Origin of the sequence: Massilibacteroides sp., from assembly GCF_028705895.1 — a bacterium.
Lineage (GTDB): Bacteria > Bacteroidota > Bacteroidia > Bacteroidales > Tannerellaceae > Massilibacteroides.
Genome location: NZ_JAQWCQ010000047.1, coordinates 1 through 23,713 on the forward strand (window position 1 = coordinate 1; position 23,713 = coordinate 23,713).

Sequence of the window (23,713 nt, forward strand, 5' to 3'; positions counted from 1 at the left end):
TTGCTCTTTGGATAGCTATTTACTTCCTTGATTTATTGTAATGTACCTGTATTTATTGAACGGGATATCTTATTTCAATTTCCCTTCCTTCTCTATTCTTACAAACAGAGATATTGTACTACTTTTTGTTGTTATGTAAATCTTTCAAAGATCGCGCTTTCGCTTCAAGTTCACTATTATTTTTTAGCGAACGTGGATGCAAAGATACTATCATTTATTCTTATCATCCAAATTTTTCGAGATAAAATCTGAAAAAATAATTCAATAAAAAAATCAGAACCAAATCCGATTAGCATCTTCTCTCAAATGCGGATGCAAAAGTAGTACTACAGACGATAGATTACAAATCTTTTCTGAACTTTTTTCAAAAAAAAACGAGAAGAAAAGGATCACCTTTTGTTTATTTTGCACTTAGTCTCTATAATTCAATATCATAGACTTGATCAAAGTTTTAAGAATAGTTGGTTTCACCTGTATTACTCAAAAAGTTTCAGTTCAAATTAATCTCATTCGTCGTACTACATTATTAAAAACCGGCTTGGTATCCCCCGATTGAAACAATATAATGCAACAGAAAAGGTAATTATAAGGAATAAAAAAATCGGGTAAAATGGGTTTTCCCGTTATTCTTTTTCAGACCTATAGAATGAATAAAAAACATAAAGGATATTATTCCAAATATAAAGGATGAGTACACTGTAAAAAGTATAGAACTTCAAAAGCGAAATTTAGCAAATAGTACTTCTGGAAATTTCCAGGCGCCTTTAATTTTTTCCGGAAAAGACATTTTGATTTTTAACACCTAAAAGGGGTTGTTTTGATCAAGCTAATTTTGCACTGAGCTTAGTCATTTATATAGGCCTCGTGCATTAGTTCTGATGATCCGTCCTCCAAGTATGAGCATAATCAATCACATCTCTTAAATGTTTCCAGGAGGTCTCACTTGGAACTGTACAGTCTGCGCCCAAGATAAAATTCGCCGGCGCATTACTTAAAACTTTATCCACCTCTGCTTTTGCTTGTTCTGAAGTTCCTTTAGCCAATACCCCTAAACGATCTAATCCACCAAACATCGGACGTTTAAAGGTTTGTTGCACCTCTTTAAGGTCGATATGAGAACCGTCTGTCTTGTGAATTGGCGGATTAATGATACTTCCCGGATAAGAGACGAATTGATTAATATCGTCATAAGTCGCATTCCCATAGTCGCAAATATGAAGAATATTCAACAATGCTTTGTCACTTGCCTCTTGCGAAATAACTTTGTCAAATGGGGCTATCAGATCCTTAAATATTGGTCCATCGCCAAACCGACTTGCATCTCCGCCTTGAGAGGAGATATAAAATCCGTCTGCACCTTGCTGAAGGGATTCATGCAAAAAGTTCAATATACTTTGTGTCAGATTCTCAAATCCTTTTTTGGCGGCTTCCGGGTCTTCTATTATAAGTTCCAGTGTTTTTTCACCAACTGTCTGGCCAGCCAGGCTTAACGGAGAATAAACCGTTGGGAGAATTAATGCTTCCGACTTCAGTTCTTTCGCCAATGCACGAATTACTGCAAGTTGAGGTTCAAAAAAGTCTTTGTCATATACAGGAATCTTAGACCAGTCTTTTGGCGATTTAATATTTTCCAAACGAGGAAGAACTATTTCATATTGGATCTTTACAAAATCCATATTGGTTGCACGAAAGAAATCCAGATGTCTATCAATAGCTCCTTGTCCTAATTTCTTGTCAAAATGAAGAAAGAAGGCCGCAGGAACGTACTCGTTGGGTTTAGATTGATCCAATACGGCAAGAACTTTTTCTCTTTTATTTCTCGTACTTGAAAGATATACAGGTTTTTCTCCTTTAACTGAAGGCTTAGACGATGCCCAAGATGTTACTGAACTGGAATAAAGACCTAATCCCCCGATAGCGTAAAGTCCGCTTTTTAAAAAATCTCTTTTTTTCATTGTGTTGTTTTTTATATGATAGTAAATTAATTTTCTGAGTATCCCGGTTCATACGAAGCGTATGGATTTGTCCCATCTTCACTTTCGTACCCCCAGTTTTGTGTAAGATTAGGATTCAGATTGAGTTGTTGCTGGGGTAATGGGAACAGATAGTGTTTGGCTGTCACATTAGGTTTCTGTGGCCTTACGGTCTGAATTAGTTTGCGCCAGCGAACAAGATCGAACCAATGAGTTCCCTCAAGAATAAATTCCGTAAAACGTTCTGCCTGCAATTTTTCTCGGAATTCATCTTTTGTCAATCCCGACAAGTCATATGGCGAAGCGGATGAAACCGGCTGATTATAAGCTCGTCTGCGAACTTGATTAATGGCGTCATAGGCAACTGCTGTAGGACCGTTTAATTCATTTTCAACCTCCGCTTTTATCAGCAAAACCTCCGCATAACGGATATATGCAAAATTCATGTTCCGACCGGCAAATTGGTCTTTGTCGTAATTCAATGTATCAATGTACTTGCGAAACAACGGAACTTTATAGGTGAACCGTGAATTTGTATTCGGATTCCATAAAGACTTTGCAAAAGCGCCATTTTTACGTTGATCAGCATCGTCTATCTGATTATAATATTTTACGTCATTTACAATTAACACAGGTTCGGAATCACTCCACCCCATTGCAAACACACAATGTCCGGAAACATTGCTTAATTGCGCATGTTGAACAGAAAAAATATGTTCTACTCCATTCTTCTTATCTGTGGCAAAAAGATCCCATACGTTTTGCACCAAACGATAGTTGCCCGAATCAATCACGCGATCTGCATATTCCAAAGACTTACGATAAAAATCTGTTTGTTTTGCCTTACCCTCGGGCGAGTCTGTTTGTGCCCAGGTAAGGTACACCTTAGAAAGTGTTGCCAATGCAGCTCCACCGGTTGCACGTCCTTCCGAATGATATTCCTGCGATAAAGCTGTTGCATCCTCAAGGTCTTTAACAATTTGGGAATAAACCTCATCTACAGGCGTTCTTTCTTGTCCTTCTCCCTCGCCATCATGCAGAATCAAGGGAACAGCCCCCCACCATCTCACGATATTAAAGTAGAATAAGGCTCTCAAAAACTTTGCCTCATTCACTAAACGATTTTGTATTTCGGAAGAAATTGAAGATGATGGTTCAGACAATCTATCAATTACAATATTCGCTCTATTGATTCCAGTATATGCCTCGCTCCAGGCGCATCTCATAAAATCATTATTTGAGGATATAGTAAAGTTGCCTATCTCCCTGATATGGGCTGAGTTTGTATTGGCTCCGGCTTTAACATATTCTGAGGCCAGATCACCAAGATACACCGTCTGATTGTTATACATTCCATAAAATCCTGAAGGAGGAGTAAGCTCTGCATATATACCATTTACTGCAGTCAAAGCATCTGCTTCACTTTGGTAAAACTGATTCTTGTCTATTGAACTGTCCGGTGTTATATCCAGATCGGCACATGCCGATAATAAAGGGATAATAATAATTATCGCATATCCTGTTTTTTTCATATTTCAGTCTATTTATAAAGTTATATTTAAGCCCAACAATACCGATTTGGCAGAAGGATACGTTCCGAAGTCAACGCCCTGATACAAGCTACTGCTTTCATCCACTCCGTTACGGTTTGACTCTGGATCATATCCCGTATAAGGTGTCCATGTAAAGAAATTCTGTAGAGAGACGAAAAGACGGAGTTTGGCATCTTTGGTTATCTGTTTTACTGGAATAGAATAACCCAATGTTATGTTTTTTGCTCTCAGGAACGAAGCGTCTTCTATGAAACGATCATCGGTTACGATCGAAGTTGAGTTCGTCGCTTTTGCTATTGTATTCGATGGATTAGTTGGTGTCCACCTGTCTGCTACTGTGGCAAGAGAATTATAAGAAGTACTCGTTTTTTCGAAACGTGCACGCAAGGAGTTAAACAGTTTATTTCCATAGCTTCCCTGCAAAGCTATAAACAAATCAAAATTCTTATATGCAAATGTCGAGTTAAAGCCTCCGGTGAATTTCGGTTGACTGTTTCCTAACACTACACGGTCAGCTTCAGTCACACGTCCGTCAGGCACACCATCAGGGCCGCTTACGTCTTGATAACGCGCGATACCGGGAGCCAAAGCCTCTGTTGTCTGAGGAGGTAATTGACTGATATCATCATCCGTCTGTACAATCCCCGCAAACTTATACCCATAAAAGCTACCTAATGGTTCGCCTTTCTTTACGATCAGGGGATACAAATAAGTCAATGTGCCTACACCGGTAAATGAAGGTAAAAAGTAGTCCGCATTTCCTAAACTCTCAACCTTATTTATATTCCGAGCCCAGTTCAGATTGGCATTCCATCTGAAATCTTTTGTATCAATGATCTTTGCAGCAATTTCAATTTCAAGTCCTTTATTGGATACACTACCGGCATTACGCATTGCTGTTGTAAAACCAGTCACATCCTCTACCGGCACTTCGAGTAACAGGTCTGACGTTTTCTTATAATATGCATCTGCGGTAACACGAATACGGTCGTCAAAAAGACCAAGATTAGCTCCTAAATTATAAGATGCCGTCGTTTCCCATTTTAAATCTGAGTTTGAAATATTTTCTACAATATATGCAGTAGATGCTTTATCGTTAAAATAATAAGTTGTCGGAACTACATTACTTATATACCGGAAGTCTCCTATTTCCTGATTACCGACTGTTCCACCGCTCAACCTGACTTGTAAATGACTAATCTTATCACTGTTGAAAAAATCTTCCTTATCTATATTCCAAGAAAGGCCAAGAGACGGAAAATAGCCCCATTGATGTCCTTTCGCAAAACGCGAAGAGCCATCTGCACGAAAAGTCCCTGTTATATTATATTTTTCTTTATATGAATAACTGACACGACTTAAAAAAGAATTTAAAGTTGACGTATATGATGCACTTGTTGGCCAATCTGCAGTTTCGCCACTACGTAAATTATTGTATCCGGTTGCGTCATTGGAAAAGCCATAAGACCCGGCGGTAAAAGCCTTTCTATCTGTGCGCTGAGAAGTGAATCCAAGTAGTCCGGCAACAGAATGTATTTCATTAAATAGCTTATTATAGTTTAATGTGTATTCAGTCTGCCAAGCATAAACCTGTTTTTGTCCGATTGAGGCTACTCCATTCAATGACGCTCCAGGTGCGGTATAGGAAGGAGCGTAATTACTTTGTTTAGTATTATTTAAATCAGCTCCAATATTTGCCTTCAAGCGTAGTTCCGGAAGAACAGTATATTCTGCAAAGAAGATACTAAGAACACGCGTATTTTCAGTCAAGGCTTTTACGTTTAACAAATCTGAAATCGGATTGGTAATTTTACCATCGTAGGTAACTGTTGTTAAGACATTCGGTTCGTAATTGAATGATCCGTCTGCCTTATACACAGAGATGATTGGAGGAGTATTAATCGCTGCTACCCATGAGTTGGGTTCGTTATTTTCATTTCTGTTGTTTAGCCCATTTAGTTGTGTAAAACTACCTGTCGCATTTAACCCTATACGTAATTTAGGGAATACATCACGCTCCAGATTTACGCGTCCACCATAACGTTTCAGGTCTGTTCCTATTACTATTCCTTCCTGAGAAGTGTAATTTCCGGATATAGCATATCTTGATTTTTCGTCTCCCCCGGTAAACGAGAGCTGATGTGTTTGTGTAAATCCTGTCTGCAAAGCAGCTTCTTGCCAGTCTGTTCCTGAATTTTCATCCGGCACAGGCAATACATCATCCTCACGACCTTCACCAATACGTATTTCGTTGTATAGTTCTGTCCACTGTTTCGCATTGAGGAATTCTACTTTTTTGCGGATAGTCTGCCAACCGAAACTCACCTGATAATTGATATTATTAGAACCTTTCCGACCTTTCTTTGTCGTAATAATAATGACACCATTTGCTCCACGCGTTCCGTAAATAGCTGTTGCACTTACGTCTTTTAAGACCTCAATGCTCTCTATGTCATTTGTATTTATTGAAGCTAAGGGATTTAATGTTGCATCACTACTACCGGCTCCTGTACGTGTAGCTGTTACATCATTGTAAACAATAAAACCGTCAATAACGTATAACGGTTCATTTCCTCCCGTAATTGAGTTTCCTCCACGAATGCGAATTGTTGAAGCAGCTCCCGGTTGTCCTGACGTTTGCGTTACATTCAATCCGGCCACAGCTCCCCCCAGTATAGCTTCAACAGAAGGCGTTACTTGTTGAATACGGTCTGAGGATACTGAAGAAATAGCACTTGTCAGCTCATATCGTTTCTGAGTCCCGTAGCCAATAACGACAACTTCATTCAAAAGATTTTCGCCCTCGCTTAAATTTACAATCAGAGGTTGAGAAGAATCTAAAACAGTAATCTTTGCCTCCTTATAACCAATATAGCTTACTTCTAAATTAACGGGAAAGCTTTTCACGGGAAGACTAAACGTCCCGTCAAGATCAGTTACGGTTCCAATACTTGCTCCGGTTAGTAAAATACTTGCTCCAATAATCGTTTCACCGGTTTTGGAGTCTAACACCGTTCCCTCAACTGTATTTGTTTTCTGAGAAAAGGCAGAAAAAGAGAGGAAAAAGAACACTGCTGCATAACATAGCAGGTAATGCTTCCTTTTTAAATAATGAATTAATAACTTTGTCATGATGCTATAATAATGTTAGTATCTAAGTGTCTCTGAAGCCAATTGCCGTCGGTGTAAAGGGACACTTTTCTTAATATGAATAACGAAAACAGAGATTAAAGAGAAAGAAGAGAAGTAGTATCAGCACATTCGCATGTGCATTCGTAGTGCGCAAAGAAGAGGAAAAACATTTACACGTAAACTGATTTTATCAAATAACACAAAACTTTCCATTTTTCATTCTTTTAAGTAGTACAGTGCAAAAATAAATGTTCGTTTATTCTACGGAAATACCACATATAGGGTATTTTTTTGTTTTTTCACAAAAAAGAACACTGCGAAAGAAGAAAACCAAAAAAAATAAGCCGACCCAAATAGAGCCTTTATCTTTTAGTTAGGTTTTTTGCCCATTCCCCCTGTTTTTCCTTATAACTCCTGGAGAAGCACCAAAATTTGACTTGCAGAAATCGATAAAATAATTATTTGATTTAAAGCCATAGATATCTACAATTTCCTTTAAACAGCGATCCGTCATACTTAAATCATAGAAAATACGTTGAGCCTTTTTTTCTTTCATCCATTGATACGGAGTCGCTTTAAATATTTTTTTGAAGCGTTTTTCAAAACCAGATATGGTATAATTCATAGCTTCCGCTAATTCAGTCATCGTTTTATATTTGTGTGCATTCGCTCTTACATAGTCAGAAAACATGATATCACCGCTTAACGAGTCCTTAAAAAACAACACCAATTCTTCAATTGTATAAAACTTTCCAATAAGAAAAAGCAATTCATTCAATTTCAGATTATAGTAATGCTGGCAAATAAAATTTTCATTTAAGCACACTATAGCAGTCTTCATGCCTTCGATTATAGATTGATCTACAGGTAAAACTTTTAATCCTGTTTCATTCATCAGCTGATCTTTGTACTTTTTTGAAAAAGAGGAAAGTTTTTCAAGCAAGAAACAACTGCAGAATTTTATTCTATTTTGAATTCTGAATACTAAAAAATCAGCATGTAAATGCGTTCTGATAATTAGTCGTTGCTCTACTGCAACATAAAACATTTCTTTAGCTTTTACCCTCTGCGGACGACTTATACCTATTGAAGTATCTATCTCACCTTCCATCACGAGAATAATTTTGTTAGAGTTCGTTTGAATATTTATCTCCTGCTCTGAAACAATTTCAAATTTTTCAAGAATGGGCTTTTCTCCTTTTCCATTATAAGGACACGTTTCGTGCTCATTAATAACTGTTATTCGCATATTCCATTAATTTGTTTAGTTTAGTCCAGATCTAATCAGTTCCAAATTTTATGACTTTGAGAAAGCATAAAACGAGACCGTTTTTTCTGTCAAAACGACTTTACTTGTTATTACCTGTTCACTATTGAGTAATGTCCTGCGCTTTTTTTCAGGGGGAGGGGCGAGTAGCGCGTTTTTTCTCAGGCATATTTTTGCCTCTTAATAAAATACAGAAATACTTTTTTCTTTTTGCGATGCGAATTTAACTTATTCAACATTGACAAGCAACCCCTCGAAACACTATTTAACAACTTCCTCAAAAAAAAGAAGTCATATAAAAAAAAACGTACGGTTATAAATCAACAATAGCCAAGCAACAATAGACCTGGTCTCATAATATTATTATACAAATATGAAATAATCAAACTTCTGATGCATACCGTTTTTTTTACCTTAATTGTGCGAATTATTGCGATCTCACAATAAAAATTATAGAAAACAACATCTTTTATCCCAAACATCAGGTAATCCGAGAACGCCCAGCCAGCACGAATCGGTATAAGAAACCATCCTATATGTCAATGAAAAATAATTAGTCGGAAACTCATATACGCAAAACCGGTTAAAAAATTTGTCTTTTCAAAAAAAAATTAAAGGCGCCTGGAAACGAAAGTTGAGGCGCCTCAACTTTCGTTTCCAGGCGCCTCAGCAAACAAGTTGAAGAGCCTCAAAATTTTTAGAACTTCTATTTGCAAAGAAAACAGCTCTATATGAAACAAAACAGGTATAAGTTATGTAATACAATTTTGTTCAACTGTATTTCTACTTGTATTTTAATTATTTCGCAAGAAAAGTTCTTAACTTTGCAAAAATTTCATGTCTGAAAGAACAATGGCTAACAATTTTACAAAAGGAACTCCCAGAATACCGGAGCCGACATTACGGCGACTCCCCTGGTATCTTGCATTTGTAAAATTACTTAAAGGCGAGGGAGAAGCTTTTGTCTCTTCTACTCAGATTGCAAAAGAAATAAGTGTAGATGCCAGTCAGGTGGCAAAAGACCTTTCTTTTGTTAATGTGTCGGGAAAAACTCGTGTTGGGTATGAAATAAATACATTAATTAATGTATTAGAGAAATTCTTAGGTTTTACTGCGCAACATAAAGCGTTCCTCTTCGGCGTAGGCAGTCTCGGCGGATCCCTCCTGCAAGACTCCGGTTTGAAACAATATGGTTTAGAGATCGTGGCGGGATTTGATGTTCGTAAGGAATTGGCAGGGAAGAAGATTAATGGTATTCCGGTTTACCATATGAGTGAATTTCCTAAAAAGCAAAAAGAACTCGACGTAATAATCGGTGTAATTACTGTTCCTGTTGAAAAAGCGCAAGAAGTAACCGAGCAGATCATTGACGGCGGGATCAAAGCATTATGGAATTTTACTCCGTTCCGCATTCGTGTACCTGAAGGCATCGTCGTACAAAACACATCTATGTACGCCCATTTAGCTGTTATGTTTAACAGGCTAAACTCAATCGAACATAAATAAAAATGAAAATTATTGCTGTAGGAATGAATTATGCAGCTCACAATAAAGAGCTTCATCATTCGTTAGAATTAGCAGAGCCGACTATTTTTATGAAGTCTGACGCATCGTTACTGAAAGACGGGAAACCGTTTTTCATTCCGGATTTTTCGTCTGAGATTCACTACGAAACGGAAGTAGTCATAAAAATAAACAGGTTAGGCAAAAACATTGCTGAACGTTTTGCGCATCGGTATTATGATGAGATTACAGTTGGGATTGATTTTACTGCGCGAGATTTACAGACAAAACTGCGTTCGCAAGGACTGCCTTGGGAGATTAGTAAAGCATTTGATAATTCAGCAGCAATTGGTGAGTTCGTTTCTCTCGCTGAAGTAGGAGATATAAAACAAATTCCTTTTCATCTGAGCATAAACGAAAAAATCGTGCAGGAGGGTAATACGACAAACATGCTATTTTCGGTTGACAGGATTATAGCTTATGTCAGTCGCTTTTTCACTCTCAAGATCGGAGATTTAATATATACCGGAACGCCGGCAGGTGTGGGACAGGTTCATATTGATGACCATCTGCAAGGATACATAGGCAATCGCAAACTGCTGGATTTCTATATACGGTAGTTATTTTAATAGATATGTTAAGACTTCTTTGCTTACTCTTTATTATATGTATAACATCTGTTTCTTCTGTTTCGGGAAATAGTAATCGTTATACGCAAAAATCTGTTTTATCAGAAGGGCGTTGGGTAAAAATAAAGGTAAACGAAACCGGAATTTACAAACTGACAGCAGCTGATTTAAAGAAAATGGGATTCTCTGACATTTCTAAAGTAAGTGTCTTTGGCTACGGAGGATGGATGCTGGATGAGTATTTCTCGGAAAACAATTACACGGATGATTTACCGGAAGTGGCGACATGGAAAGGAGACGGTGATTTCATCTTATTTTATGCTAAAGGGCCTATTCGGTGGAAATACCCCGACTCAAAAAATAAATTCATCACTCACGAGCAAAACCCATATTCTACTGCAGGATATTATTTTTTGTCTGAAACAACGGAGCCATTACGTATGAAGGCGAAAGAAAGTTATACCTCGAATGACTTAAATACAATATCCACCTACGATGATTACATGCTACATGAGGAAGAACTTGTTTCTCCCAACTCTTCCGGGCGTGAATTGTTTGGCGAATCTTTTAAAACGCAGAGAACACAATCTTTTACTTTTCCGACTACGGGCATTACGAATGATGAGGGTAAAATTTCTGTCCGGTTCATAGCAAAGGCTACTTCAGGACAGGGAACTTTATCAACCAACATTGACGGTACTGTTTTTTCTGAAAACACCTTCTATACAAACACAGAACAATATACTGCGGCAACGGAGGTTGTTATTTCCGGGAAAAGCTGGTATGGAGATAAGCAGGAATCAACTAAGATAAGCCTAACCTACACCGGCGCATCTTCTCATGAGAATGTATATTTAGATTATATACGTATTCAGATGAAAAGGGAGCTTCGGCCGTATGGAGATGTGACTCTTTTCAGAGATTTGGATAGTGGGATTCTGAAATCGCGATTTGTTATCCGGCAAGCAACAGCCAATATGGTTGTGTTTGATGTTTCTGAACCTGAAACGCCGGAAGTTGTTGAAACATCTTTAAGTAATAATGAATTAAGTTTTAATCAGGGTCCTTTTGGCGTGCGGGAATATGCGTTAGTGCAAACGAACGGAACAATCCCGACACCTGAATTGGTTGGAGAAATCGACAACCAGAATCTTCATGGGTTAGAACAGCAAGATATGGTCATCATTGCTCCTACGGCTTTCACAACTCAGGCTGAACGATTAGCGGAAGAACACCGGAATCGCAGCGGATTAAGTGTATTCGTTGCTGATCCGCAAACTATCTATAATGAGTTTTCGAGTGGGACACCTGATGCATCAGCTTATCGCCGGTTCATGAAAATGTTTTATGATCGTAGTACTTCGGAGAAAGATGCTCCTAAATATTTATTATTGTTTGGCGATGGAGGTTACGACAACCGGCAATTAACATCTGACTGGAAAAAGGTTGATATGAGTAATTTCTTACTTACATTTCAATCTCAAGAGTCCATCAGAGCCAGCATAGAGAATGGAACTTATGTCACAGATGATTATTTTGGTTTTCTTGATGATAACTCAGGAAGCAACATAACGACAGCAACATTAAGGTTGGGTATCGGCAGATTTCCTGTGAGAACTATCAGTCAAGCTAAAAGCGCAGTTGATAAAGTTATAACCTATATGGATAACAAAGACTACGGATCATGGAAAAACATCGTTACATTCGTTGCTGATGACGGAAACAGCCAAGATGGACATTCAATAGAACATGTGAAGTTGGCTGATGAAATGGCAGAATCGCTTGTGGGCAATCATCCGGAATTCATAACAAAGAAATTATATTTTGATGCGCACAAGAAGGATAATACCGGAGGTTTCGCAACTTATCCGACAATCAAATCCGGTCTTCAGCATCAACTAAAAGACGGAACTCTGTTAATCAACTACGTAGGTCATGGAAGTAAAGATTCCTGGAGTGATGAAAAAGTACTCACGCAAGCGGATATAAATTTATTCTCCTACACTAAATTACCTCTCTGGATCACAGCAACATGTGACTTCACTCCTTTCGATGCATTAATGACCTCTGCCGGTGAAGATGTTTTCCTAAATAAACAAAGTGGAGGTATAGCACTCTTAACGACAATGCGTGTTGCTTATGCAAATTCTAACAAAAGAATCAATAATTTACTCATCAATCATTTATTCAAAAAGACGGATGGAGAATATCCGACTCTTGGAGAGGTTATCCAAAGAATGAAGAATGATATGTCATCGTTTTTATATCAGAAACTTAATTTCATATTAATCGGAGACCCTGCATTAAGGCTGAACTACCCAACAGAGAGTATGAGAGTTACTGAAATTAACGGTGAGGCGGTTTCCGAAGAGCCCGTTATGTTCAAAGCATTGGAGAAGATAACGATTAAAGGAGAAATATTAAATAATGACGGTAGTAAAAACGAGTCCTTTAACGGAGAGATAAATCCAACTGTATTTGACAGTCAGGAAATCATCACCACATTAGTTAATAATACCGGAGGTTCCTCCTTTCAGTTCAGAGATCATCCTTATAAACTCTTTGTTGGCAACGACAAGGTTGCAAATGGTGATTTTGAATTCTCGTTTACTGTGCCAAAAGATATTTCTTATTCAGGACAGGCCGGGAAAATGAATCTTTACGCGGTTGATTCCTCCACAGGTTTAGAAGCAAATGGCGCTTTCTCGAACTATTCTGTTGGAGGAACAGGGGGAGATTCGGAAGATAAGGAAGGACCTGGAATTATCTCGTTATATTTGAATGATTCTACGTTTAACAGCGGAGACAAGGTAAATGTAACTCCTTTACTGATTGTCAGATTATGGGACGAAACGGGTGTAAATATAACAGGCAGCAGTATTGGACATGATATTACGTTAACGATAGACGGAAAGTCCTCTCTTACCTATACATTAAACTCTTACTATACAAACATATCAGATTCAGAAGGAGAGGGACTCATTCAATTTCCAATCCCGGAACTTACCTCCGGAGTACATACGGCGGAATTAAAAGTATGGGACATACTGAACAATGCAACTACAGAGAACTTTTCGTTTGAGGTAGTTGAAGGGTTAAAACCCCGATTATCTGAGCTTACAGCGTCACCATCACCTGCCCGGGAAACAGTAACATTCTACCTCTATCACAACCGTCCGGAATCACGGGTCAAAGTTAACATTATGGTTTATGACATGATGGGACGTCTGCATTGGAAAGGAGAAACGGAAGGTTATTCAAACTACGGAGTTCCCATATCTGTGGAATGGGATTTGAATAATGGAGCAGGAGGACGTTTGCGTCCCGGCATCTATATTTATCGCGCTGCTATCAGCGCAAATGGCTCAAAAGAAGTTACGGGTGCAAAGAAATTAATAATTCTAGCACAATAAGCCATTCAAAAAACAGTTTATTAGTTAGTGTTTATAATTACAAAAAATATGATTAGAATTTGTAGGTCAATCCTTCCCGTTATTATTATGGTTTCCCTAATGTCATTGACATATATTCCGGTAACCGCTCAAGATAAAAAGGAATTTGCTCCGATCAACACAGCAGTTCCCTCATTATCTATAGCTCCCGATGCACGAGGTGGAGGTATGGGTGATAATGGCGTTTCTACCCTGCCTGACGAAAACTCACAGTATTGGAATCCCGCAAAATATGCTTTTATGACAAGTAAAGCAGGAGTAGCCCTTTCTTATACTCCTTGGTTAAGAAAATTAGTAAACGATGTTGCTTTGGCAAATCTTGCTGGTTATTATAAGATTGGAGACAATGACTTGCAAGCAATCGGAGCTTCTCTTCGTTATTTCTCATTAGGAGATGTTCCAACCGGAGAATATCAGGGGAATTCAACTACTCCTCAGACCTATATTAATCCTTATGAAATGGCATTGGATGTTAGTTATAGCCGAAAACTATCTGAATATTATTCTATGGCTGTTGCTTTACGTTATATACGTTCGGACATGAGTTCAAAGGAGACCGAAGAACAAACTGCAGGTAATGCCTTTGCTGCTGACGTAGCGGGTTATTTGGAGAAATATGTAATTATGGGTAACGCGGAAGCGCTATGGAGTTTAGGTTTCAATGTTTCTAATATCGGTACGAAGATATCCTATGATGGAGGGGAAACAAACCAGTTTATCCCAACAACACTTCGATTAGGAACGGGTCTTTTGTATCCATTGGATGAATACAACCGCATTGGATTCTACTTGGATTTAAGTAAATATTTAGTCCCCACACTTCCCAAAAGTGAAGGAAGTACAGCAGAAGAGCAAGAACATTATGAAGAACTAAAGAAAAAGTACAATGACATGTCCGGAATTTCCGGTATGGTACGTTCTTTCAGTGACGCTCCGGGGGGCTTCAGTGAAGAGTTGCAAGAGGTTAATGTTTCGATAGGTGCAGAATATAGCTACAACGAACAATTTTTTATCCGTGGTGGCTATTACTACGAAAATCCAAACAAAGGAAATCGTCAGTACTTTTCCATCGGGACAGGCTTCCGTATGAGTGTATTCCAATTAGATGCAGCTTATCTGATCAGTACAGTACAGAGTAATCCGTTAGACCAGACATTGCGATTCTCTCTTTCTTTTGATATGGATGGTCTTAAAGGTCTTGTTCGATAATGGCGATGAAAATTAGAGTTGGATTCGGTTTTGATGTACACGCATTAGTAGCAGGTCGTGATTTATGGTTAGGCGGGATTAAACTTCAACATACAAGTGGCCTGTTAGGGCATAGTGATGCCGATGTATTGATCCATGCGATATGTGATGCTTTATTAGGAGCAGCTAACCTGCGGGATATTGGTTACCATTTTCCGGACACGGCAGGAGAATACAAAGACATAGACAGTAAGATATTACTTCGCGACACGATGAAGCTAATACGTAATGCAGGCTATGAGTTCGGCAACTTAGACGCAACTGTTGCTGCTGAAAGCCCCAAACTAAACCCTCATATTCCGGAAATGAAACAATGTCTGGCTGAAGTAATGGGTGTAAGCGAAGAGGATATCTCCATCAAAGCAAGTACAACTGAAAAATTAGGGTTCACCGGACGTGAAGAAGGCATGGCCGCTTACGTTACCGTTTTGATAGGTAAAGAATAAATCTTACTTTTGAAACATGAAAGACAACGACTGGAAAAGCCGCCTCGGCGTAATGTATTCTACAAACCCCGACTTTCAGTATAATACGGGGGAAGAAGAGGAGCTGGAAACGCGACCTGTGGAGAAACAATTATTACGCATTTCCTTGGACAAACGAAACCGGGGTGGTAAAATGGTCACATTAATTACCGGATTCGTCGGCACCTCCGATGATTTGACTACGCTTGGAAAATTATTAAAAGTAAAGTGTGGTGTAGGGGGTTCGGCCAAGGATGGGGAAATTATCATTCAGGGAGATCTTCGTAAGAAAGTATTAGACATACTGCAGAAAGAAGGCTATATAAAGAGTCGTATAATATAAATCCTATGTTGACTGTTTACAGGGCATCCGCCGGAGCCGGGAAAACACATAAACTAACCGGTGAATACCTGAAACTTTTATTTACTCATCCGGCTGCTTATCGTCGCATTCTCGCGGTGACATTTACAAACAAGGCCACCGACGAAATGAAAAACCGGATTGTAGAAGAACTTCATGTTCTTGCGTCCGGAAAAAAATCCTCTTTCCTCAAAATGCTTTCCGACGCGAATAATCTACAGGAAGCAACTGTCCGCACAGAAGCAAAACGAATATTAATCCGTATCCTTCACGATTACGCGGCATTCAACATCAGTACGATTGATCGTTTTTTCCAACAAACTATGCGAGCTTTCACCCGTGAAATTGGTTTACAGGGGGGATACGGCATTGAAATGGATCAAAACTTAGTATTGACTGAAGCTGTAGATAATTTATTGAACGATCTGGAGCGACCGGAAAATAAAGATTTATTGAACTGGCTTCTTCGTTTTGCAGAAGATAAAATAGAAAATGGCGGTGAATGGAATCTGCGTCGTGAGATTATGATCCTTGCGCAGGAAATATTCAAAGAAAACTATAAAGCATTAAGCGCAGATGTTACAAAGGATTTAGAAAACAAAGAAGCTCTTGAAAAATACAAGGAAGAGTTGTCAAAGATTGTACGTTCTGTTGAAGCTGAGGCAAAGAAATTAGGAGAAAAAGGGCTTGCCCTGATGGATCAATACGGGCTTCAGCCTGCTGATTTCAAAGGAGGAAGTCGTTCGGCCATGTTCTATTTCCAAAAGCTGGCAAACGGAGAGATGAAAGAACCTACGGCTACTTTTTCCGGTTTTGCGGATAATCCGGAGGGATGTTATACGAAAACTACTCCTGTAGCAACGCAGCAAATCATTGCTTGCGTTATGGATGAAGGCTTAAATGATTGCATAAAGTCCATCCTTTCTTTATTTGGAAACCTTTCGGCTTATTATACAGCGCGCGAAATCACCCGTTATTATTATACATTGGGTATTCTGACTGATATTTCACGTCAGATTGCAGCGTACAGAGAAAAAAAAAACATCCTTTTAATCGCAGATACTACTGAATTATTAAATAAAATAATCGCCGGAAGCGATACGCCTTTTATCTACGAGAAGACAGGAACAAGGGTGGATCATTATATGATCGACGAGTTTCAGGACACGAGCAAAATGCAATGGGATAATTTCCGTCCACTACTGAAAGAAAGTCTGGCGCAGGCTTATTCGAATTTGATTGTAGGAGACGTGAAACAGAGTATTTATCGTTTCCGGAATTCTGACTGGACATTATTGGACAGTCAGGTACAACAAGACTTTTCTCCTTCAGAGTTAGAAGAAGAAACGCTCAAAGAAAACTGGCGAAGCCTCCAACATGTAGTTGATTTTAATAATTCCTTCTTTTCAATTGCTCCGTCATTACTACAGGCACAATACAACGAGCAAGTAGAGGCTTCAACCTTGTCGGAGGACGAACGAGCTGAATACGTCACTCGTATAAACAAAGCATATGGCGAAAGCACACAATTAGTTCCCGATATACTTTCAGGTGATGTGGGGCATGTACAAATTGCCTTTCTGCCGCAAAATGAAGAAACGGATTGGAAAGAGGAAGCATTAAGCAGGCTACCGGAGACGATTGAGCATTTGCAAAAGAATGGTTATCAACTTAAAGACATAGCGATATTAGTACGCACAAACAGAGAAGGGGCTACTGTTGCGGAAATGTTATTGGAGTACAAAGAAGCGCATCCCGATTCGATCTATAAGTATGATATTATATCAGACGATTCATTGTTTGTAAATAGCTCTCCAGCTGTTCGCTTTATTATTTCTATTCTGAAACACCTGAAGCACCCGGATGATCAAACGCATAAACAGCTTGCTTTATTCTCTTATATTGCACTGGTTCATAATTTTGAAGAGCCAGTAATACAGAATAGTTTTCCGGAAGAAACAGAGAAAGCGTTACAGGCTCTTTCCCGAAGTTCTCTCTACGAAATGACGGAAGGAATTTACCGGTTGTTTGCCGACAGGTTTCCGGAGAATGAGCATGTTTTTATTCAGGCATTTCTTGATCTGGTATTGGAGTTTACGCAAAAGGAAAGTGCAGATGCAGGAAGCTTCCTCAGATGGTGGGATGATTCGGGGATAAAAAAGACAATCGCGACACCTAACGAGCAGGATGCAATTCGGATCATGACGATACACAAATCAAAAGGTCTTGGATTCAAAGCCGTCATCCTTCCTTTCGGAGATTGGGAAATAGATCACAAACCGACGAAATCAGTAATCTTATGGTGTCATCCTACCATTACACCTTTTGACCGACTACATTTAGTACCGGTTAGATATGGTCAGATTTTAGCAAACACCTACTTTGCAAAAGACTATTTCAAGGAGAAATTACACGCTTTCATCGATAATCTGAACACATTGTATGTCGCTTTTACGCGGGCAAAAGAGGAATTGATCGTTTTTGCGCCTCGCCCCAAAAAAGCGGAAGCAAACGGAGAGGGAGTAAACCGTGCAAATAGCATTGCAGATTTACTCTGGATAAGCCTATGCAGAGATGAGCTCTCCGCAATGTTCCAACCTGAAGAAGGACTTTTCGAAACCGGTAAATGGTATACCACGTCCTACCCTGAAAAGCCGAATGACATTAAAGAGCTCTCCGCAAGTTCTTTTCATTCTATATCGTCGGAAGACAGACTACATCTACGTTTACGTGGAAAGAACCTGCGTTTTGATGACGAACAGAGAAAATACGGCGCATTAATGCATGATCTTTTAAGCCTGATCTATACGCATGACGATATTCTTCCCGCCATTGAAAGTTATTATCAAGCCGGCATAATCAATCGAACAGAAGTTGAACAACTTCAAAAACAGTTGAACAGAAGTTTAAATGGAACAGAAGTCCGTTCCTGGTTCGATGGTTCATTTCATACGCTGAACGAAACCGACATTCTTTTCGGGAAAGGTCTGGCAAAACGTCCCGACCGGGTAATGATTAAAGACGGAGAAGTCGTTGTTGTAGATTATAAATTCGGTGAAATAGAAGAAAAAAAATACAGCAAACAAATTAAATCATACGTTGATTTGATCAAAGCAATAGGCTATAAACAGGTTTATGGGTATATTTGGTATGTAGAATTAAATAAGTTAGTGTGTGTGAAAGAGTAATATATTTTTTATATTCCATAAAATTAAATACTTTTGCGCATTCATAATAGTCAATAAGTACTCAGTAAATTAAGGGATGAAAGTACACAGAGAAGGAACGGGATTATTACTATCTTTATTTACCATCTTGTTTTTTATCAATCTTGCCATCTATCATTTAATTGGCAAGGGATTATTATTTTATTCTGTCTTAAGTATTTCATCCATATTATTCTTATTAGTTCTAAACTTTTTTCGCAGTCCGTTCCGGCGCTTCCCTTTTGATTCCGAAGGATTAGTTATTGCTCCCGCAGATGGTACAATCGTTGCGATTGAAGAAGTTATGGAGAATGAAATTCTTCACGAAAAGCGACTTCAGATCTCCATATTCATGTCCGTTTTTAACGTACATGCCAACTGGTTTCCTGTAAATGGTACAGTAAAACACGTTTCACACAATTCCGGTCGTTTTATGGCTGCTTACCTACCCAAAAGTAGTACGGAAAACGAACGATCGGCCGTTATAATTACAACACGCAGCGGCATAGACATTCTGGCTCGGCAAATTGCAGGAGCCATGGCGCGCCGAATTGTCACATATGCTAAAGTCGGAGAGAAATGTCACGTTGATGAACAGATGGGCTTCATCAAATTCGGGTCTCGTGTAGATGTATATCTTCCTGTAGATACGGAAGTATTAGTGGAAATGGACCAGAAGGTAACAGGTAATCAGACTCCGATTGCGCGTTTGGGAAAATGCAAATACCAATAATATTCCCACACATATGAACATCACGAAATACATTCCCAATACAATCACCAGTTTAAGTCTTGTATGTGGTTGTGTTGCTTGCGTGCAAGCATTACAAGGCAATATTTTGTATGCTACGCTCTGGATTATCGCAGGAGCCGTATTTGATTTCTTTGATGGATTTGCAGCGCGTACGTTTAATGCATTCTCTCCGATAGGAAAAGATCTTGATTCTTTAGCCGATATGGTTAGCTTTGGTGTTGCCCCGGGTATGATTATTTTCACTCTGTTAAATCAGGCTTCGTCCGCATTGCCTTTCAGCACATTAAACGCTCTTATCCCCTATCTGGCTTTTGTCATCCCGGTATTCTCCGCTTTACGATTAGCAAAATTCAACATTGACACTCGACAGACAACTTCTTTTATCGGACTCCCCGTTCCGGCGCATGCCCTGTTTTTGTCATCTGCCGCTTATTCGGCGTTACCGATAATACAGAATAACCAATCTTTATTTGTGATCTGCACTCTTGTGGTCATTTTCTCAACATCCTATTTATTAGTCTCAGAGATACCGATGTTTTCATTAAAGATCAAGTCTCTTGCCTGGAAAGGAAACGAACTTCGCTATATTCTGATCATCTGTTCCGCCATTTTCATCATACTTTGGGGACTATTAGGACTTGCCGGTGCTATATTACTATATATTATCTTGTCTATTTTTAACAAAAAATGAACACAAAGATTGCTTATATTTGTGATTCAAACTTTTTATAAAAAAGAATATAACGTCTATGTTTAAGTTTTTATTTGTTCTGTTCTTCTTCTTTCTGTTACTCCTTTCTTTATTGGGGTTCTCCGTCTTACGCACATTCAAGCATATTTTATTCGGGAAAGGAAACAGTAACGGAGACAAAGGAGGACAACGACGCCAGACAACGTCTTCTAATCGCGGACAAAGCCAATCATCAAAAGCTCATCAAAACGAAGCTCCGCGCAAAAAGATTATTGCAGAAGATGAAGGGGAATATGTTGACTACGAAGAAGTGAAGTAAATATTCCTGAAGAGAACTACCGCCGTTTTTTGAAGAAAACGGTCATTTCACCGGCACATTCTTGTTCTAACACCCCGCTTTTTATAACCGCTTTCGGATGCATGGCTAATGGAGCGTATGTAGAGAAACCTCGTTTTTCGTCTGATGCACCGTAGATTATTGTTCCGATCTGAGACCAGCCAATTGCTCCTGCACACATTACACAGGGTTCTACTGTTACATATAATTTACAATCCGATAGATACTTAGCGCCTAACACCCCGGTAGCTGCAGTAATAGCCAACATTTCCGCGTGAGCGGTAGGATCATTAAGACGTTCTGTTTGATTATGAGCACGGGCAATAATACGGTCATTACATACAATTACAGCACCAACAGGAACCTCACCTTCTTCAGCGGCAAGACGCGCCTCCGCCAAAGCCTGTTTCATAAAATAATCGTCACCCAACAAACTCATCGTCTCATCTCCGTTTCTTTAAATAAAGTAGGATAATCTTCCTCAAGCGTACGAAGAATATGCGTAAGAATCGTCTCCCGATACCAACGGGATTTGTTTTGTATCTTGTATTTCTGCAAATAACGATCTACAACTTTAGACTCATCGTCATTAAGCATGAAAGCAACCCTATGTACTCGGGGCTGATTCGGTAATGCTTGCGATTTTTTACGAACAGGTTTCATACTATTGCAAATGTACACGCGTTCAGTTAAATAAAAAAGAATTTCATTATATTTGTGCAAACAGATAGCATGGCGGAACACAACGAGACAGGAAAAGAAGGAGAACAGGAGGCAAGTGCCTGGCTGAAGAAAAACGGGTTTAGTATCCTGCAGACCAACTGGCGTTGGCATCATTACGAATTAGACATCATCGCTATGCAGGAAAACGAATTGGTCGTTGTTGAAGTAAAAACCCGTTCTGCAAACTACCTGCTACCTCCTGAAAAGGCGGTTACCAAAGCGAAAATCAAACGGATTGTATCTGCTACTGATGCTTACATCCGCTTTCATAATTTAGATGTTGACGTTCGTTTCGATGTTATTATTGTAATAAAAGGCAAGAACGGCCACCAGATAGATCATATAGAAGATGCTTTTTATGCTCCCATTAATCGTTAAATCTGCAAGAAATGAATATTGAAGAAGTTAGAGAGTACTGTTTAAGTTTCAGGAATGTAACAGAGAATTTTCCTTTTGATGACGTTTCTTTAGTATTCAAAGTGGAAAACAAAATGTTCCTCCTTCTGCCGTTGGATGCTGAAGAGCCGAAGATTTCTCTCAAATGTAATCCTGATTATACAGAGGAGCTCCGGGAAAAATACAACGCTGTTGAACCGGCTTATCACTTCAACAAAAAATACTGGAATTCAATCTTTCTACAGAGAGATATGCCGGACGAAGAGATAAAAAAATGGATTGATCACTCTTTCCGGGAAGTGATCGCTAAACTACCGAAGAAGATCAGAGAGCTCTATGCAGAATAGTTCATTCGAAGACAGTCCGGAGGTTATTTACCTGGAAGAAACAGATTCAACAAATAGTCAACTACGGAGAATTCTTTCTGAAAAAGAGTTGGCGGAAGGCAGTCTGGTTGTTTCTATGTCTCAAACAGCAGGAAGGGGGCAGACCGGTAACAAATGGGAGTCCGAAGCAGGGAAAAACCTGACATTCAGCATGGTGATTTATCCGGAAACCGTAGCAGCCAACGAACAATTTCTTATTTCACAAGTCTGTGCGCTAAGCGTTAAGAGAACCTTGGCAACATTCACGGACAATATTTGGGTAAAATGGCCGAACGATATTTATTGGAACGATCGAAAGATTTGCGGGATGCTGATTGAAAACGATCTGGCAGGTAAAACGATTCATTGCTCAATCTGCGGAATCGGAATCAACATCAATCAGAAGAGATTCTTTAGTGATGCTCCCAATCCTGTTTCTCTCACCCAAATCACAGGAGAAGAATATAATCTTGGAGAAATGCTTCATCTCTTTCAACAACACTTCTATGCCCTCTACCTGCAACTTCTACAGGAGAAGAAAGAGGAAATAAGAAAAGAATATAAAGACGTTCTTTACAGAGGGAAAGGATTTCACAGCTATTCTGATAAAGACGGCTCGTTTGAAGCGAGGATTAAAGAGATCATGCCGACAGGGCATTTAGTTTTAGAACTTGCCAATGGAGAGACCCGTTGTTACGCATTCAAAGAGGTCGCTATAAAATGACACAGCCTGTTTTTCTCCCGAAAAAGCAGGCCGCTGATTTGTTAGGAATGCGGTTTTGGTTTCTGATTTGTATGTGTGTCTTCTTACACTGCAAAAATAAATGCAGCAAATTACATTGCGACAACAAACATTATACAGTATCACGAACTTATATTACATTTGTAAATCACACAAACACACAAAAGCATGGCTAAATACAAACGAATTCTACTGAAATTAAGTGGAGAATCCTTAATGGGAGGTAAACAATACGGAATAGACGAAAACAGACTGAACGAATATGCAACGCAAATCCGCGAAATAGCGGAAATGGGCGTACAGATAGGTATCGTGATCGGAGGAGGTAATATTTTCCGTGGCCTCAGTGGTGCATCCAAAGGTTTTGACCGGGTGAAGGGAGATCAGATGGGTATGCTTGCTACCGTTATCAACAGCCTTGCCCTGAGTTCTGCTCTTACTGCACAAGGTGTAAAAGCAAAAGTACTGACAGCCATCCGTATGGAACCTATCGGGGAATTTTATAACAAATGGAAAGCGATTGAACTTCTTGAGCAAGGCAATGTAGTTATCCTATCCGGTGGAACAGGCAATCCATTCTTTACAACAGACACCGGTTCATCATTGCGTGGCATCGAAATCGAAGCAGATGTTATGCTCAAAGGTACCCGGGTTGACGGTATATACACTGCCGATCCGGAGAAAGACCCGACGGCTACAAAATTCAATGAAATCACATACGATGAAATATACAACCGGGGACTAAAAGTGATGGATCTTACCGCCACCACCATGTGTAAAGAAAACAATCTCCCAATTATCGTTTTCGACATGGACACAAACGGCAATCTCAAAAAGGTTATGAACGGAGAAAATATCGGAACATTAGTACATAATTAAACCAATATAACGACGTAAAAAACAAACGTCATTATAAT

Annotated in this window: 20 protein-coding genes; 14 read left to right on the plus strand and 6 right to left on the minus strand. The window is 39.2% G+C overall.

Annotated elements, in window-relative coordinates:
• Nucleotides 1-869: 869 nt before the first annotated feature.
• The 4 genes from PHT93_RS11475 to PHT93_RS11490 all read right to left on the minus strand — a co-directional run bounded on the left by PHT93_RS11475 (nt 870) and on the right by PHT93_RS11490 (nt 7,907).
• Nucleotides 870-1,955, minus strand: coding sequence for a uroporphyrinogen decarboxylase family protein (locus PHT93_RS11475; RefSeq protein WP_300243026.1), 1,086 nt, complete (start codon nt 1,953-1,955; stop codon nt 870-872).
• A 26-nt stretch (nt 1,956-1,981) separates the two neighbouring features.
• Nucleotides 1,982-3,505 (minus strand): RagB/SusD family nutrient uptake outer membrane protein, encoded by a 1,524-nt coding sequence (locus PHT93_RS11480; RefSeq protein WP_300243028.1) that lies wholly within the window; start codon nt 3,503-3,505, stop codon nt 1,982-1,984.
• Nucleotides 3,506-3,517: 12 nt separating this feature from the next.
• Nucleotides 3,518-6,658 (minus strand): TonB-dependent receptor, encoded by a 3,141-nt coding sequence (locus tag PHT93_RS11485; RefSeq protein ID WP_300243030.1) that lies wholly within the window; start codon nt 6,656-6,658, stop codon nt 3,518-3,520.
• Nucleotides 6,659-7,031: 373 nt separating this feature from the next.
• Nucleotides 7,032-7,907: a helix-turn-helix domain-containing protein gene (locus PHT93_RS11490; protein ID WP_300243032.1), complete on the minus strand. Its 876-nt coding sequence runs from the start codon at nt 7,905-7,907 to the stop codon at nt 7,032-7,034.
• Between the two features lie 870 nt (nt 7,908-8,777).
• Here PHT93_RS11490 and PHT93_RS11495 point away from each other — a divergent pair.
• From PHT93_RS11495 to PHT93_RS11540, 10 genes are all read left to right on the plus strand, one after another.
• Nucleotides 8,778-9,431 carry a redox-sensing transcriptional repressor Rex gene (locus PHT93_RS11495; RefSeq protein WP_300243082.1) on the plus strand — a complete coding sequence of 218 codons (654 nt, stop codon included), beginning with the start codon at nt 8,778-8,780 and terminating at the stop codon, nt 9,429-9,431.
• Between the two features lie 2 nt (nt 9,432-9,433).
• Nucleotides 9,434-10,048 carry a fumarylacetoacetate hydrolase family protein gene (locus PHT93_RS11500; protein ID WP_300243034.1) on the plus strand — a complete coding sequence of 205 codons (615 nt, stop codon included), beginning with the start codon at nt 9,434-9,436 and terminating at the stop codon, nt 10,046-10,048.
• A gap of 14 nt (nt 10,049-10,062) precedes the next feature.
• Nucleotides 10,063-13,470: a type IX secretion system sortase PorU gene (gene porU / locus PHT93_RS11505; RefSeq protein WP_300243036.1), complete on the plus strand. Its 3,408-nt coding sequence runs from the start codon at nt 10,063-10,065 to the stop codon at nt 13,468-13,470.
• Between the two features lie 87 nt (nt 13,471-13,557).
• Nucleotides 13,558-14,718, plus strand: coding sequence for a type IX secretion system outer membrane channel protein PorV (porV, locus tag PHT93_RS11510; RefSeq protein ID WP_300243085.1), 1,161 nt, complete (start codon nt 13,558-13,560; stop codon nt 14,716-14,718).
• A gap of 5 nt (nt 14,719-14,723) precedes the next feature.
• Nucleotides 14,724-15,203 (plus strand): 2-C-methyl-D-erythritol 2,4-cyclodiphosphate synthase, encoded by a 480-nt coding sequence (gene ispF / locus PHT93_RS11515; protein WP_300243038.1) that lies wholly within the window; start codon nt 14,724-14,726, stop codon nt 15,201-15,203.
• Nucleotides 15,204-15,219: 16 nt separating this feature from the next.
• Nucleotides 15,220-15,564, plus strand: coding sequence for a translation initiation factor (locus PHT93_RS11520; RefSeq protein WP_300243040.1), 345 nt, complete (start codon nt 15,220-15,222; stop codon nt 15,562-15,564).
• A gap of 5 nt (nt 15,565-15,569) precedes the next feature.
• Nucleotides 15,570-18,770 carry a UvrD-helicase domain-containing protein gene (locus PHT93_RS11525; protein WP_300243043.1) on the plus strand — a complete coding sequence of 1,067 codons (3,201 nt, stop codon included), beginning with the start codon at nt 15,570-15,572 and terminating at the stop codon, nt 18,768-18,770.
• Nucleotides 18,771-18,846: 76 nt separating this feature from the next.
• Nucleotides 18,847-19,521 (plus strand): phosphatidylserine decarboxylase family protein, encoded by a 675-nt coding sequence (locus PHT93_RS11530; RefSeq protein ID WP_300243046.1) that lies wholly within the window; start codon nt 18,847-18,849, stop codon nt 19,519-19,521.
• 13 nt (nt 19,522-19,534) lie between these two features.
• Entirely contained in the window at nt 19,535-20,233 is a 699-nt protein-coding gene (pssA, locus tag PHT93_RS11535; protein ID WP_300243049.1) for a CDP-diacylglycerol--serine O-phosphatidyltransferase, read from the plus strand.
• A gap of 58 nt (nt 20,234-20,291) precedes the next feature.
• Complete coding sequence (locus PHT93_RS11540) at nt 20,292-20,552, plus strand: DUF4834 family protein (RefSeq protein ID WP_300243051.1); 261 nt, start codon at nt 20,292-20,294, stop codon at nt 20,550-20,552.
• A 16-nt stretch (nt 20,553-20,568) separates the two neighbouring features.
• Here PHT93_RS11540 and PHT93_RS11545 read toward each other — a convergent pair whose 3' ends face one another.
• Entirely contained in the window at nt 20,569-21,009 is a 441-nt protein-coding gene (locus tag PHT93_RS11545; protein WP_300243053.1) for a nucleoside deaminase, read from the minus strand.
• Entirely contained in the window at nt 21,006-21,233 is a 228-nt protein-coding gene (locus PHT93_RS11550; protein ID WP_300243056.1) for a hypothetical protein, read from the minus strand. The genes PHT93_RS11545 and PHT93_RS11550 overlap by 4 nt, the downstream gene beginning before the upstream one ends.
• Before the next feature lie 69 nt (nt 21,234-21,302).
• On the opposite strand from PHT93_RS11550, the gene PHT93_RS11555 reads away from it, so the two are divergent.
• The 4 genes from PHT93_RS11555 (at nt 21,303) to pyrH (ending at nt 23,675) form a co-directional block, all read left to right on the plus strand.
• Nucleotides 21,303-21,671 carry a YraN family protein gene (locus tag PHT93_RS11555; RefSeq protein WP_300243058.1) on the plus strand — a complete coding sequence of 123 codons (369 nt, stop codon included), beginning with the start codon at nt 21,303-21,305 and terminating at the stop codon, nt 21,669-21,671.
• An 11-nt stretch (nt 21,672-21,682) separates the two neighbouring features.
• A complete protein-coding gene (locus PHT93_RS11560) occupies nt 21,683-22,036 on the plus strand; it encodes an MmcQ/YjbR family DNA-binding protein (protein ID WP_300243061.1) in 354 nt (117 codons plus the stop codon).
• On the plus strand, nt 22,026-22,778 hold the full coding sequence (locus PHT93_RS11565; RefSeq protein ID WP_300243063.1) for a biotin--[acetyl-CoA-carboxylase] ligase: 753 nt from the start codon (nt 22,026-22,028) through the stop codon (nt 22,776-22,778). The genes PHT93_RS11560 and PHT93_RS11565 overlap by 11 nt, the downstream gene beginning before the upstream one ends.
• 186 nt (nt 22,779-22,964) lie before the next feature.
• Complete coding sequence (gene pyrH / locus PHT93_RS11570; RefSeq protein WP_300243065.1) at nt 22,965-23,675, plus strand: UMP kinase; 711 nt, start codon at nt 22,965-22,967, stop codon at nt 23,673-23,675.
• The last annotated feature ends 38 nt before the right edge of the window (nt 23,676-23,713 follow it).